The organism is Staphylococcus sp. GDY8P47P, assembly GCF_016892225.1.
Lineage (GTDB): Bacteria > Bacillota > Bacilli > Staphylococcales > Staphylococcaceae > Staphylococcus > Staphylococcus borealis.
This window is the reverse complement of sequence record NZ_JAFENV010000016.1, coordinates 18,368-33,124: the sequence shown is the minus strand read 5'-3', so window position 1 is coordinate 33,124 and position 14,757 is coordinate 18,368. Positions and strand designations below refer to the sequence as shown.

The window sequence follows — 14,757 nt, the reverse complement described above, 5'->3', positions numbered from 1 at the left end:
ATTTATATTTAATATTTAGAACCTAAAAAAGCCTATCAAAGTGTTCATACTCTGATAGGCTTGGTTGAGTTCAGATTATATCATTAAACTAATAAGGCTTTGATTTCAATTTCATGTTTTAATTTTTCAACAAGCTCTTGTATATTCATTGTTTCGTTATCATCATGTGCATATTTTCTAGCTGAAACAGTGTGATGTTGTTGTTCATCGTCACCTAATACTAATGTGTATGGAATTTTATTCATTTGGCTTTCTCTAATTTTCTTGCCTAACTTTTCATCTCGGTCGTCTATAGCGACGCGAATATTCTCGTTTCTTAATGTGTCTGCCACTTTACGGACGTAGTCATCATTATTATCTGATACGCCGATTAAATTCACTTGTACAGGTGCCATCCATAATGGGAATGCACCTTTGAAGTGTTCCATCAAGATACCGAAGAAGCGGTCTAAAGAGCCGAAGACTGCTCTGTGTAATACAACTGGACGTTCTTTCTCATTCTGTTCATTGATATAAGTTAAATCAAATTTTTCTGGCATTTGGAAGTCTAATTGTACTGTTGCACATTGGTGACTACGATTTAATGCATCTTTAATGTGTACGTCAATTTTAGGACCATAGAAGGCACCATCGCCTTCATTAATTGAATATGCCAAACCAAGGTCATCCAACACGTGTGCCAATGACTGTTCCGCTTCATTCCACAAATCAATTTCACCTAGATAATCATCTGGTCGTGTTGATAGTTCAATACTATAGTCAAAGCCAAAGACTGAATAGATATAGTCAATTAACTTCAGAATTTCTTGTACTTCTGATTTGATTTGAGATTTCATAATAAAGATATGCGCATCATCTTGGCAGAACGTTCTCACGCGTAGTAAACCATTCAACGCACCACTAAATTCATAACGATGTACTTGCCCGAATTCAGCAATTCGAAGCGGTAAGTCTTTATAAGATCTTAATTCATTTTTGAAAATTAACATATGTCCCGGGCAATTCATTGGTTTCAATGCATAATCATTTTCATCTACTTTAGTGAAGTACATGTTTTCATGATAATGATCCCAGTGTCCTGACTCTTCCCAAAGTCGTTTATTCATCATTAATGGTGTTCTTACTTCATCGTAATCATGTTTCAATTGCACTTCTCGTAAGAAACTTTCCATTTGATTTCGAATAAATTGACCATTTGAAAGATAGAATGGCATACCTGGTGCTTCTTCAGAGAACATAAATAATTTTAATTGTTTTCCTAAACGTCTATGATTGCGTTCATCTGCTTCTCTTAAAAACTCAAAATAGTCATCAAGTTGATCTTTAGAACTAAATGCTACACCATAAATACGTTGCAACATTTTGTTGTCACTATTACCTCGCCAATATGCACCTGATACTTTAGTTAATTTGAAGTGATTTACAAATTTTGTACTTGGCACATGTGGACCAACACATAAATCTATAAATTCTCCTTGTTGATACAGTGAAAGCTGATCATCTTTATGTTCTTCAATCAATTCCAATTTGTAAGGATTATCTTTAAAAATGTTTTTAGCTTCTGCATAGCTTAAATCTTGTCGTACAAATTTTAAATTCTCACTATGAATTTTCTTCATTTCTTTTTCAATTTTATTTAAGTCTGCTTCACTAATCGATTCATCTAAATCAATATCATAGTAAAAGCCATTTTCAATGACAGGACCAATTGTTAATTTTACGTCAGGATATAAACGAGTAAGTGCTTGTGCTAAGACATGTGCCGCAGAATGTCGCATCACATTTAAACCTTCTTGATCTTTAAGAGTGTAAAATGTGAGTTCACAATCCGCTTGGAGAGGATGGGTCAAATCAACTAAGCGGTCATTTACTCGGCAAACGACCGCTTCTTTATATAAAGATTGGCTAATAGATTGCGCTACCTCTTTAGCTAGAACACCTGCTTGATACGCTTTTTTACTTCCATCTGGAAATTGAATATGAATTTGTTGATTAGACATGATACATCTCTCCTTAAACATTTATATAAAATAAAAAACCCGTCCCTACAAAAGGGACGAGTCTTGAATACCCGTGGTTCCACCCAACATTCCATCTCATTCAAGAGATGGCACTTTAGTCATACTTTAACGCGTATGAAACGTTACATGTTTCCATGTAATGTATATAAAGGTAGTAAACTTTATTTTAAATTTAGGAATATCTCAGCACTTATTCCCTCTCTGTGAATTGACCATAAAGTTCTTGTCCTTAAATTCAATATTAATTTTTAATAATCATATACCTATCTTAAATGTTAGTCAAATGCGTATCAAAATATTAAATTACCTACATGAGTTATCTTTTTGACAATTTATGTTTAATATTTGGCTTAAACTTTATATTTAAAGATATTAGGATCATAGAGTTTTAATACTTTTGTAAATAAATAATGGAAAAACAGTGCAGAAATTAACGGCACAATGATGTACGTAATGGCGATAATCAATAAGCCACTCGTTGTACCCATATCTAGTAAATTTAATGATTTAATAGGTCCTACAAGACCAATCAATCCGAAACCTGCTGAATCTGGCGTACCTTTAATATTTAACAAGCCACCAACAAAACCTGAAACACCTGCTGTACAAATAATTGGTACCATCATCATTGGATGGCGAATTAGCGTCGGCATCATTAATTTCACTGCGCCAAGTAATACTGTAATCGGAACACCTGGTTTATTCACACGCCAGCTACCAACCGCAAGCATTATTGCACTTGCTGAAACACCCACTGCAGCCGAACCAGCGGCTAATCCTGAGATTCCAATTGCCAAACCTATACCGATAGATGATATCGGAGACACGATTAAGATAGAGAATATCATTGCAATCAATACCGTCATGATAATAGGTTGTGTATTCGTTAAACCATTGATAACATCTCCTAATCCTAATGTAATCAATTTAGTATATGGCAAGATTAATAATCCAAGTAATCCAGCCACCGCACCACCAACGATAGGCAACACAATCATATTTAAACTACCCAGTTTATTGCCAATTAATAAAATAATGCCTACCGCAATGGAAGCAGTAATCATCGTATTAATTAAATCACCTATGCCAACAATGACCCACTTGTTATCTACAAATGTCGATGCACCAGACCCCACAAAAGCAGCTGCCCCTGTTACGGCGGTTTGTAATTGTGTTAAGCCAAATTGTGCCGCAATCAATATACCTGTCAAAATTGGAATTGAATATTGAATACCTTGCGTTACAAAGGCGATTTTCGTAAATATATCATTATACTGACCTAAGTATTTGCTTAACTCCCCTAAAATTGCGTTTGGAATCATACCTACTACAATTGCTAAAGCAACACCATTTAATACATTAAATATAAATGTTCTAGGTGTTATCATTTCTCTCTCACCCATAATTCTTATCCCTCATAAAACTTTCTCTTTTTCTAAATTTTAATCTTGATTTTAAAGTATCGAACAAATAAATCATCACATTATTTTAAATCATATAAAAATAAATATGTAACATTCATCATTTGTTCACAACTTCGATAGTATATTACATTAACTATTACGAATGTAACCCTTTTTTGATAACTATATCATTTAACATGCAATTTTATAAAATATATTAGGATGAATATCCATTATTATGTTTATAAATTACACTTTATGTATACATAATACTAATAATAAATTTAAGGTTGGGATACATATGTGGACTTTTAAAGAAGAAGATAAAATTGAGTTACTAGCAGATATTATTGAAATTCAGTCAGAAAATGATCACGAAATAGACGTTTGTCGTTATTTACAAAACGTATTAGCACGCTACGAAATACCATCTAAAATATTAAAAGTGAGCGAGACTAGAGCAAATTTAGTCGCTGAAATCGGTAGTGGTTCTCCGATATTAGCAATGAGTGGGCATATGGATGTTGTTGATGCCGGAAATCATGAGAAATGGACTTACCCACCATTTAAACTCACTGAACAAGACGGCAAATTATATGGACGTGGTACAACGGATATGAAAGGCGCCTTGATGGGAATAGTGATTGCACTGATTGAATTAAAAATGTCTGACGCGCTACCAAAGGGAACCATCCGTTTACTGGCGACGACTGGAGAGGAAAAAGAACAGGCAGGTGCCAAATTATTTGCGAAAGCAGGTTATTTAGATGATCTTGATGGCTTAATCATCGGGGAACCAACAGATAATGGTGTCTTCTATGCACATAAAGGGTCTATGGCATGTAAAGTGACGGCCACAGGTGTCGCTGCCCACAGTTCAATGCCATTTCTAGGAGACAACGCAATTAACACACTTGTACAATTTATCAATCAGTTAAATTCAAAGTATGCGGATATTAAAAAGCATGACCTGCATCATGCGTTGGATGTCGCACCTATGGTAAATAAATTTATGAAAGGCACATTAAGTGAGGAAGCGGAAAATTTTGCATCTGGCTTTACCATGCTCGGTTCAGTTATCAAAGGTGGTAAACAATTCAACTCTGTACCTGAAGAGGCCTCAATTGAATACAATGTACGGCCTGTACCTGAGTATAATAATGACTTTGTTAAAACATTATTCCAGCAAACGATTGACGAAGTAAATCGCGATGCATTGTCATTTGAAGTTGTAAGTGACCATCGTCCTGTAACAAGTGATAAAGACAGCACCTTAATCAAAGTGATTACAGACGTTGCACCACATTATGTGAATAAGGACGACGTCTTTGTCGCAGCATTTATAGGTACTACAGATGCATCTAGTCTTCTAGGTGATAATCCAAACAATGTGGATCTTGCTATTGTTGGTCCAGGAATTACGATTATGGCCCATCAAGTCGATGAATATATTGAAAAAGAGATGTACCTTAAATACATCGATATCTACAAAGAGGTAGCTGTGAAGTACTTGGCTGAAAAGTAAATTAATATTTAACATGCGACGTAGTATAGACATTGATTGTCATATGATCAGTGTCTATACTACGTCATTTTAGTGATGTATTTAAGTAAAATCCAATGTTGAGGTTAGGCTTACCTGTTAGTGACCGCAGTCTAACTTCCTTGTAATGAATGACACTCTTTCATTAAAATATCCCTAAAACAGTCCATATTCGTTTGAATCACAACTCTCCTTCAGGCTATGACGCATAACCTCAAGTAACTATAAAAAGAGCAGGATATTGACCAGCTTTAACTTCTGTCATCCCGCTCACTGTCGCAATCAGATTGTTACACAATATTATCAATAATTTCTTTGCGTAATTTGTCTCTGATTTCTGCCATCGTATTTAAATTGTATTTTTTATAATCACCTGAGTTTAATCGGAAAGCATGAATACCAATCACTTCATTCTTACTATTCAATACTGCCCCACCAGAAGAACCTGGTTCTGCCATCATTTGATAATAGCCAATCGGGTTCACATTACGTGCAGTCATCGTGTATTTCCCTTTTGAATGATACATTGTGCCGGCAGGATCATTTTTATATTTACCAGTCGGCTTACCATAGTGGTACATATGAATAGGTGTGTTTGCTTTCATAGCTTTAATCGAACTTTCTGATGCAATCTTTCTTATCTTCATATACTTTGAAATATCTTCATACGTATACACTAGAGAAACATCACCATATTGCAGCATTTGAACACCAAATACTTCAAGTGTACGCACAATTTTAGATCCCTCTTGTAATATGTTAATACGCATATTTTGTGGTTGTGACGGTGTTAAAGGTTTATGCGCACTTTGATCATTAACAACATGATTCGCAGTTAGAATCGTATGCTTTCCAATTGCTGTACCAGTGCCATATGTTAATTGTTTTGCTTTTGGATTCCAATTATAAACTGTTGCGATATTTGCATCTTTCGCTTTAGCGTGCTCAATGGTTACACCTTTATTGCCTGATCTCTTCATAATTTTTAGTGCGTCATCAATGCCGGATTCTTTCGTCGTTTGACCGAAATCACGTACATTATCACCGCCTGGCACATTTGATGGCCAACGCTTAGGCGCTTGATTATAGTAATTCTTTTTCGTCGTTGATGATGCTTTTTTAGACGCTTTTACTGTTGTTTGCGCACTTGGTTTCGCAGTTTTAGTCTTACTTGCAACTGCCACTTTCGTAATTGGTTTACTTTTCGTTTTGGTAGTTTGTGCTAATAACTGTGGCTTCACAGATTGTGTACGTGTTACTTTTGATGCATTTTGTGGTTTTTTATTTGTTGAGACAACTTTTTTGTTAACCTTAGTTGGTTGCTTTTGTTTTGAAACGTTTTGCGATGAAGGTTGTGCTGTCGTACGATGCATTACCACATGTGATTGTTTAGAAGGTACTTTAGTCACTTGATTGCGATTAATTACCTTAGGCTGTGTTTGCACTTTAGCTTGAGTCGTTGCAACGTTACCTTTAGCCCCTTTAACTGGGTTGTGCTGTTGAGATGTTGGTTGAACACTTAAATCCTTACTTTTAGTAGATGCATGTGCATCATTTAATTGAAACAGAAAAGATAATACTACTGTCATTAGGATGACAATTAATATGTGTGAATATTTCTTTAATGCTACCCCTTTGTTCACTATACTCGTCCCTGCTTTCTTCAAGTATCAAATTAATTAACTTTTATTTTAACTTATTATATAACTTATTTGACTCGCACCACAATATTAATAATTAAAGTTTTTTAATTTTTAATAAATATTAAATTTATATAAATGGAATTGTTTTCTTTTGAATGAACAACAATTTATTCCTATTTATAAACAATATAAGGAGCGGGACACGACACGCTTTGAATACATAAACACCATAACATGGATGTATAGCCATTTCTATGTTCTTCTTACTAAAGGGAGGTAAGACTTACCGCTTAGTCTTCAATATTCAGCACATCTTTATTTTTAAGTTGTACTTTCGTATAGTCCTCAGATTCATCTACTTTCATAGGTTTTACATTGACTTTTGGATAAATAAATAACGCAATCAAACCATAAATAAGAAATGTCATAGTATAGTTAAATTGATCTACTAAAGAACCAGCCACTACAGAACCTAATACTTGTCCTACTGCTAACATTAAGAACGGAATGCCGATGCCTAGCGAGGCATTTTTCAAGAAGACTTTAACGCCCCAAACTAATAGCACACCTGTTATAAATATATAACTTGCTCCAAATAAAGATGAAGCAATAAATGGAATCATCCATAAATGATATGCGAATGCTAATACAATGGAGGCAAGAGATAGAAAGATGACACCAATCATGTATGAGAAACGTAAACTATAACGATCAATCATAGCACCAGACATGCCACCTACCATACCGAAGACACCAATTAAAATCCAAAACACAGAGAGACTAACATTGGAATATGTACCAATACTCTCTACGAAGGACTTAGAAAATGTCCAAAATGGCGCTGTTGAAAATCCCAATATTGTTGAGGCAACAATAATCTTTTTACTGGTACTGACGTCTCTAATGTTGAAAGACCCTGTTTCGATCTTCAATTCTTTGTTTAATGATGGGATTGCATAATAGTTCCAAATAATGACAATGATTGCAATAACACTATATATTAAATAGGTCATTCTCCAATTTAAAAACGGTAGCATCGCAGTTACACCAGTAAACATGAGACCTAAACTTGTCCCTGAATTAATCCACGTATTTGCTTTACCTTGCTCATGCCATTTGACCCATAGTGAAATCGCGTAGCCATATGGTGGTGAAACTAAACCTGTACTTCCCCCGGCGAATATAACTGCGATTGCAAGTAACAATGCCGCATGAGACACACTAATTAACATGAGACCTATTAAGACTGATAACCCTGCAAATAAAATCATAAGTTTCGGTCCAACGCTGTCCGTTTTTAAAGTAGCATAAATAATTGTGAAGCAATATGCTAAATAAAACAGCGATGAGATGAGCCCGGCTTGTGTCGCGTTTAAGTTTAAATCGTTTGAAATACTCGGTAAAAATAAACCAAAACTAAAGCGCCCAAGTCCATAGCTTGTTGCAATCATCGCGATACCTGGTAAGACAATTTTAGAAAACTTCATTGTTTAACCTCCTTTTTTATATAGAACGTTCATTATACTTTTATCGTTTAAAAGACGAGTCTGGGACAAAAATCGATATCTCAGGCTCCAAATATATGTTGGCAGTAGTTGACGTAATTAAACATGCACTTGTAACAAGCTCCTTTAATTTGGTCAACCTTGCCGGCGGGGCCTCAGCAAAGAGAATTTCATCAAGAAATTCTACAAGCTAGGCGATAACGAAATTAATTTAAGAAAAAATAATACTTTTATCCCACACTCGATGTATTGTTGCAGATTTACTCTGCGACAGCTTCCTCTATAAATAACTGTGCGATATATAAGGCATGACTAGATGCTTCTTCAACACCGATAAGTGTCGTCATTGACGTCGCTCCTTCCATAAGCAACGTATATCGACTCGCAAGATCATGCGCATTCTTCAATCCACTACTTATAGCTAGTTGTTCTAAATATTCTAATAATCGCTTTTTATGTCCTCTTGCGATTTCTTCAATGTTATTATCTGTATCTGCATAATCTTCTATCGCACGTAGAAATAAATCACCCATATACGAGTAATCTTTCAACCATTTACAATGTGCTTTGACCGCACTAATAAAGGGTTGTTCTGGATGATTACTTACATAACTATCTAAATACTGCCAATAGCGTTCTTCACGCTGTTTTAATACTTCTTCAACAAGATGCTCTTTTGATTCAAAATGATTATATAAAGTCATCGTTGCTACGTTGGCTTCCTGTATAATTTGCTTTAAACCTACACCATTGAATCCATATTCATAAAACAGTCGCTCGGCAACTTCTAATAAATCTTTTTTCTTCTTCGACATCATTATCACTCATTTAAAAATAGAATAGTCGTTCTACCTTAAAGTATCAGAGATATTTTCTTCTGTCAAAAGAAGTTTTCTAATTTATAAAAAAGACCTCATGACGCTTGTCATGAGATCTATACACGAAGGTCTGTCACCTTGTATTTTAAATGGTATTATTCATTTTTAAGGGCTTTTTCAATCGCTTTAACGTTCTCTTTCATAAATGATTGATACGTATTTTTGTCGTCATCTTGTTGTTTCGTATGTGAGCCCATATTGTAGAATTTGATTGTTTCTGCATCTGTTTCTTTTCTCACTGTCTCTGCAACTTTGTTCGATACATTTTCTTCAGCTAAGATATATTTGACTTTATCTTCTTTAATTTGTTTAACAATGTTTGTTAAATCTTTTTGGCTAGGTTCTTCAGCATTCATATTTTGAATACCTTCTTGTTTGAAATTGTATCTATCTGCTAAGTAACCGATAGAATCATGTGAGATATAAACTGTTTTACCTTCATTACCTTTAACTGCTTGTTTCATATCTTTATCGATGCCTTTTAAGTCTTTAACTAATTTTTTATAGTTATCTTCATAGTAATCTTTATGTTCACTATCTTTCTTAACTAATTCATCTTTAATTTCTTTAGCAAATTTTTGGCTAATGACAGGATCTAACCAAATATGTGGGTCATATTTACCATGGTGATGATGTTCGTGCTCTTCGCCATGGTCATGGTCATGTTCTTCACCATGTTCATGCTCATGTTCGTGTTCTTCACCTTTTAATAAGTCACTATTTTTGTCTAATGCCGCTTCTAAAGATAATGTTTTATCTTTGTCATTAATTGCTTTGGCAATCTTCTTAGCTACAGGGTCTAAATTGTCACCTGTGTATACGAATAAATCTGATTTGCCGATATCAACCATTTGTTTTTGACTTGGGTCATATGTATGTGGGTCTACTCCGTTTGGATAAACTGATTCAACATCAACATATTTACCACCGATTTGTTGTGCAAATGATTTTAATGGATAAACTGTCGTCTTAACTTCTAATTTACCTTTATGATCAGATGACTTTTCACTATCGCCTTTGCCACATGCTGCAAGTGATAACGTTAAAACAGCCACGAATAATAAAATAATACTCTTCTTAAACATGTACACATCTCCTAAATCAAAATCGTTACGTTTTATTATTCACATTAAATGGTGTAATTGTCAATGCTAATTTTTAAAATCTTAAAACTCTGACAATAGAAATAGGTTTAATCTATCTTTATCTATACATTTTATTTTGAAAATGATTATATGTTTCGATATACTTTTTAAATAGTAATTATTACGATTTAAAAAATTGAACCTATTTCCTGTATCATAATCGTTATTTAAAATCATGAATGACATCACTCGTCTCATTCATAGTTAGGAGTTTATTATGGAGATTATTATTGTTGGGGGCTTCTTAGGCAGTGGCAAGACAACGACATTAAATCATCTGATTACAGACGCCTTGAATCATAACTTAAAAACCGCATTAATTATAAATGAATTCGGAAAAATGAGCGTCGATAGTCAACTCATCCATCCCGCTATCCCTATAAGCGAAATTGTGGAAGGCTGCATATGCTGCGCTATGAAGTCCGACGTATCTCAACAACTACACGAATTATATTTAGCACATCAACCAGATCTAGTATTCATTGAATGCAGTGGTGTGGCAGAACCATTGGCTGTTGTCGATGCCTGTTTGACACCTGTCTTAGCACCAATCACTACAATAAGAAGCATGCTTGGTATTATTGATGCGAATCTATATGCGCAATTGGAAACATACCCTAGAGATATACAAGCGTTATTCTATGAACAGTTAAGTCATTGTTCTACATTATTTGTGAATAAGATTGATATCGCTGATGTCGAACAGATTGCTCATCTATTAAGACACCTGGAGGTTATTAATGGAGAGGCAAATATACAAGTAGGACAATGGGGCGAATTATCTTTAAATACATTGTTAAACGTGAAACATTTAGATGTTAAACAAAGTGGTACACTACATCACGCAATCAATCATCAGTTGATAGAACCACCTCTCTCACAAACGAAAGCAGCGTTAATTGAAAGATTAACCAAACTCCCACAACAAGTTTACCGTGTGAAAGGATTTGTTCGTTTTACAGATCATGAATTGATACATCTAGTTCAGTATGCTGAAGGAGAGATGGAATTAACACCCGTCCAATTTAAATCAGACGTCCCTTTATATTTGGTAGTCATTGGCAAGCAGTTAGATGATATAGAGTTGGTATTATAAAACTAAAAGCACCCAACAGGTCATTTAATGTTGGATGCTTTTAAAAAATTTATTAAACATATCTTAATTATGAATGGATAATAATGCCTTTATCCGTTGTTTCAATGGTTGCATCTTTCGGAGCTTTAATCATTTTCCAAACCCAATAGAAATCACCAGCGCAACATCCTGCATGAAATGTGGCAAAGAAGAAAAAGAGCCCCCGTGGAAACCACCCTAAAAATAACGTCACTATAAATAGCATTGTGATAATGACAAACGGTGCGATACTACTAATTAAAAATGTGAGCGGTGTAAATGTCCCGCCTGGTATCGCACAATAAATCATACCGTTAGCTGCACCGAAGTAGACTTTATTCTTAGGAGAAAATAGTTTGAAACATACGCCGTGAATACACTCATGAATAACAAACATTAGTACAATAAGAATAATCACGAATAATGCATTAACTAACAAAGAATCAAAAAATTTAGGTGCATCCGAAAACTTCATAATAATATAAAAAATGATACCAAAAACGACAAAGCTAATATAAGAATATATAGCTAGCTTATTCGCCAATTGTTTATCTTCTAACAAATTAATTTCTTCCAAAGATAGCGCCCCTTTTGAAAGTTTTGTTACTACAATCGTAATATGATTTCGTGAATTTCACAATGCATCGTTGTTTCATTTTTTGATTTATTTTACTTTTGTTGTGCAGTGTTTACATTGGTATATGTTTGTTGCTTATTTTCAACATTATTTAGACTGCCAGTAGTCTTATTAACGTTATTTTGAGCTTTACCATGCCATTGATTTTGTTAAATGGTTTCTGTTGGCGTCGCTTGTTGATTGTTTATTTTACGCTCAGCCGCAAAAGCTTTCTGCTGATTATCACCTAGAGTATGTGTAAGTATGCCTACCGCAATCATGCCTTGGCAAGCAATGACTGTCTTAATTGTCGTTTTGACAAATCGTTTTTGAATATTTTCTTTCAGCTACCTATCCCCTTATTTTTTATATTGTCCTAATAATCCCATTCTCCGCCATGCCATTCAGAGGTGCTACCATCACTTTTTTCTACGATGATTGCACGATGGGCTTTATCTTCATTTTCTTTACCATAATTAACTCTATAACTGAATTCACCTTCATCGACTGAGTGTATCCAATCACTACTATCTAACACATCATTCGCAATGGCTCTTGCTTCACTTGTACTTGATACTTCATCACTATCGCTATCATCTGAATTATTACTTGGTAATTGATCGACATTCTCTATAGCTAATACCATGCCATCTTTAATTGTTACTAAGACACTAAAATCATTATCTTTGTAAGTATCATAAATGAGCGTATTGCCTTCTCTATCGTCAGCTTCACCGTAATGTTCAATGTAGTCGTCTTCCGTTATATTACTTGGTGTGATAATGACTTGGCTCACATCATCGTGTTCATCATATAAAACAGCTATATCTCCATACTTTTCATATGTACTACCTTGTAAATAGACTGTGCCATTCGATTGTCCGTATTTCGTTTCAACACCTGAGCGACTCATACCGTTGTATATTTCTGCATAGCCGTCTTTAGAAGGTGCTTTCGTATAGGCTTGGTCAAATGCATCACTAAAAATATCAATTTGCGCGCCTTCAGAACTACTATCTGAAGTATTTGAACTTTGACTTTGTGTCGTATCGTCAGAACTGTTATGACCAGTAAATTGATGATAAGCAAAATAAAGACCATATACGAGTAAACCTAAAATAACGACTGCAAGTATGGCTAATAACACGCTTCCAAACCCAGAACGCTTATGTTGGCTATTATCTTGATAATGATATGCGTATCGATCATTTGCTTCTCTATTTCTGGCAATTCTATTGTGATTACTGTATTGGTTATTTGGTTGATGGCTATGTTGATTACTTGATTGATTGTCATGTTGATTGTTCGGTTGATCACTTTGTTGATTGCTTTGTTGATTGCTTTGAGCATCATGTAGCTTAGTCCCACAGTTATTACAAAATGATTGATTGTCATTGATTTTGTGTCCACAATTTGTACAGTATCTCATTTAGCACTATCTTCCTTCCATTTCTAGATAATCATTTTGAATTTGGTTTACTTGATTAAGCCCAGATTTCATTAATATAAATACAAAAATCCATGCAATAATGATTAGGAAAATCATTTTCAAATTACTACTACCTAAAACTGTTATATCTGTATCCCAAATACAATGGAGAATTACAGATACAAAAAAGAAAAATAGAAAACGTTTATCTAAAATATTAGCCCAGGTAAAATGACGCGCATCTTTAACAATAACTGCTGCCGCACCAATAATAGCCGCCCATACTAAATGGCCACCAATTGCTGACCAACCTCTTAAAATAGTAATATCCATAATTTCAGTCAAATCTGGCGTACCAGTACTCAAAATCCCATAATTCAAGATATACCCTGCTGTTTCAAATACAGCAAAACCTGCGCCTATAGAAGCACCAATCAATAGACCATTTAGTATCTTGTTTGTTTTAAGATAGTTAATAAATAAGATAACTATAATGGCTTTACCAAGTTCTTCAACTAATCCTATTAAGAACGCGTCAGTAATCGTCATGATTCCATAAGTTTCTAATTCATCACTAAAAGAGACAAAATGATACAAAATAATCGTACTTAGTAGCGAGAACACCCCACCTATGAAAAACATTTTCAACACTTCAAAGAAACTAATATTCTGAAACGCATTAGATTCATAGAAAAATATCAGACCTGAAATAGGAACAATGAGTGCACCTATAAAGATCAATCCAGGTAACGCATTCGTATTCGCAAATGTATTAACTAAAATTAATAAGACCATAAAAGTGATACCTAAAGCTAAAAACACACGTGAAAAGACCCATGGCTTAGCCCATTCTTGTGATACATCTTTAATGTGTGGTGTCGTATTTCTCGTACCAGCAATAAAAATGTCATCAGATTCATGCTTAGCATGAGATTTGAATACTTCTGAAAACATATCTTTTAAATTTAAACTCAACACTTCTTCATTACCGGCAATTCTACCAATTGATTTCGTTGTATTATTAAATAAATTCTTTGCCTCATATGCTAAATTCATATTTTCTGTCATTTCGACTTGTTGATTGTTATGAATATAAGCCCCTTGCATTGTCTGTTTATCCGTATTTGTTAAATCATAGCCACAATTAGTACAGAACTTGTCACTCTCATCTACCATTTGATGACAAGTAGGACACGTTAAAGGCGTTAAGATATCCTCTTGGTCCATGGCTTTCAAATTATCAGTCATTAAATCATGACCACAATGCTGGCAGAATTTATCATCACGATTAACATTACCACCACAAGCTAAACATTCCATTTAGTTGCACTCCTTATTTTTGATTATTATTAATACAAATATTTTAATTTATTTTTCATCAAAATACTATTTGTTTTTAAAGAATTTCAAAATATTTATAATATATAATTAATAGGCGTTACTATATTGAAATATTTTTT

The 14,757-nt window shown here is 34.3% G+C and carries 11 protein-coding genes; 2 read left to right on the top strand and 9 right to left on the bottom strand.

The window, feature by feature from the left end; genetic code table 11:
• Positions 1 to 83: 83 nt before the first annotated feature.
• Together thrS and JVV30_RS06300 are read right to left on the bottom strand one after the other, a co-directional pair.
• Entirely contained in the window at positions 84 to 2,000 is a 1,917-nt protein-coding gene (thrS, locus tag JVV30_RS06305; protein WP_204193708.1) for a threonine--tRNA ligase, read from the bottom strand.
• A gap of 371 nt (positions 2,001 to 2,371) precedes the next feature.
• Complete coding sequence (locus JVV30_RS06300) at positions 2,372 to 3,424, bottom strand: PTS sugar transporter subunit IIC (RefSeq protein WP_053030192.1); 1,053 nt, start codon at positions 3,422 to 3,424, stop codon at positions 2,372 to 2,374.
• Positions 3,425 to 3,725: 301 nt separating this feature from the next.
• Between JVV30_RS06300 and JVV30_RS06295 the strand changes: the two genes are divergently transcribed.
• Positions 3,726 to 4,949 (top strand): ArgE/DapE family deacylase, encoded by a 1,224-nt coding sequence (locus tag JVV30_RS06295; RefSeq protein WP_204193706.1) that lies wholly within the window; start codon positions 3,726 to 3,728, stop codon positions 4,947 to 4,949.
• A 308-nt stretch (positions 4,950 to 5,257) separates the two neighbouring features.
• Here JVV30_RS06295 and JVV30_RS06290 read toward each other — a convergent pair whose 3' ends face one another.
• The 4 genes from JVV30_RS06290 to JVV30_RS06275 all read right to left on the bottom strand — a co-directional run bounded on the left by JVV30_RS06290 (position 5,258) and on the right by JVV30_RS06275 (position 10,078).
• The gene (locus tag JVV30_RS06290) at positions 5,258 to 6,556 is read right to left on the bottom strand and encodes a trypsin-like peptidase domain-containing protein (RefSeq protein ID WP_204193704.1); all 1,299 of its coding nucleotides are present in this window, start codon (positions 6,554 to 6,556) and stop codon (positions 5,258 to 5,260) included.
• 344 nt (positions 6,557 to 6,900) lie between these two features.
• Positions 6,901 to 8,097, bottom strand: a complete 1,197-nt coding sequence (locus tag JVV30_RS06285; RefSeq protein ID WP_204193701.1) for an MFS transporter — start codon at positions 8,095 to 8,097, stop codon at positions 6,901 to 6,903.
• Positions 8,098 to 8,375: 278 nt separating this feature from the next.
• Positions 8,376 to 8,930: a TetR/AcrR family transcriptional regulator gene (locus JVV30_RS06280; RefSeq protein ID WP_193838676.1), complete on the bottom strand. Its 555-nt coding sequence runs from the start codon at positions 8,928 to 8,930 to the stop codon at positions 8,376 to 8,378.
• Between the two features lie 158 nt (positions 8,931 to 9,088).
• Complete coding sequence (locus tag JVV30_RS06275) at positions 9,089 to 10,078, bottom strand: metal ABC transporter solute-binding protein, Zn/Mn family (RefSeq protein ID WP_070855402.1); 990 nt, start codon at positions 10,076 to 10,078, stop codon at positions 9,089 to 9,091.
• Between the two features lie 277 nt (positions 10,079 to 10,355).
• On the opposite strand from JVV30_RS06275, the gene JVV30_RS06270 reads away from it, so the two are divergent.
• Positions 10,356 to 11,234 carry a CobW family GTP-binding protein gene (locus JVV30_RS06270; protein WP_204193699.1) on the top strand — a complete coding sequence of 293 codons (879 nt, stop codon included), beginning with the start codon at positions 10,356 to 10,358 and terminating at the stop codon, positions 11,232 to 11,234.
• A 67-nt stretch (positions 11,235 to 11,301) separates the two neighbouring features.
• Here JVV30_RS06270 and JVV30_RS06265 read toward each other — a convergent pair whose 3' ends face one another.
• The 3 genes from JVV30_RS06265 to JVV30_RS06255 form a co-directional block, all read right to left on the bottom strand.
• Complete coding sequence (locus tag JVV30_RS06265; protein WP_053030197.1) at positions 11,302 to 11,829, bottom strand: DUF3267 domain-containing protein; 528 nt, start codon at positions 11,827 to 11,829, stop codon at positions 11,302 to 11,304.
• A 415-nt stretch (positions 11,830 to 12,244) separates the two neighbouring features.
• Complete coding sequence (locus JVV30_RS06260; protein ID WP_204193696.1) at positions 12,245 to 13,297, bottom strand: zinc ribbon domain-containing protein; 1,053 nt, start codon at positions 13,295 to 13,297, stop codon at positions 12,245 to 12,247.
• A gap of 6 nt (positions 13,298 to 13,303) precedes the next feature.
• Entirely contained in the window at positions 13,304 to 14,617 is a 1,314-nt protein-coding gene (locus JVV30_RS06255) for a PrsW family glutamic-type intramembrane protease (protein ID WP_053030200.1), read from the bottom strand.
• Between the last annotated feature and the right edge of the window lie 140 nt (positions 14,618 to 14,757).

Bases quoted from the DNA above. Each gene is read 5' to 3' on its own strand.
- thrS (WP_204193708.1), bottom strand. From the start codon at position 2,000: ATGTCTAATCAACAAATTCATATTCAATTTCCAGATGGAAGTAAAAAA.
- JVV30_RS06300 (WP_053030192.1), bottom strand. From the start codon at position 3,424: ATGGGTGAGAGAGAAATGATAACACCTAGAACATTTATATTTAATGTA.
- JVV30_RS06295 (WP_204193706.1), top strand. From the start codon at position 3,726: ATGTGGACTTTTAAAGAAGAAGATAAAATTGAGTTACTAGCAGATATT.
- JVV30_RS06290 (WP_204193704.1), bottom strand. From the start codon at position 6,556: ATGACAGTAGTATTATCTTTTCTGTTTCAATTAAATGATGCACATGCA.
- JVV30_RS06285 (WP_204193701.1), bottom strand. From the start codon at position 8,097: ATGAAGTTTTCTAAAATTGTCTTACCAGGTATCGCGATGATTGCAACA.
- JVV30_RS06280 (WP_193838676.1), bottom strand. From the start codon at position 8,930: ATGTCGAAGAAGAAAAAAGATTTATTAGAAGTTGCCGAGCGACTGTTT.
- JVV30_RS06275 (WP_070855402.1), bottom strand. From the start codon at position 10,078: ATGTTTAAGAAGAGTATTATTTTATTATTCGTGGCTGTTTTAACGTTA.
- JVV30_RS06270 (WP_204193699.1), top strand. From the start codon at position 10,356: ATGGAGATTATTATTGTTGGGGGCTTCTTAGGCAGTGGCAAGACAACG.
- JVV30_RS06260 (WP_204193696.1), bottom strand. From the start codon at position 13,297: ATGAGATACTGTACAAATTGTGGACACAAAATCAATGACAATCAATCA.
- JVV30_RS06255 (WP_053030200.1), bottom strand. From the start codon at position 14,617: ATGGAATGTTTAGCTTGTGGTGGTAATGTTAATCGTGATGATAAATTC.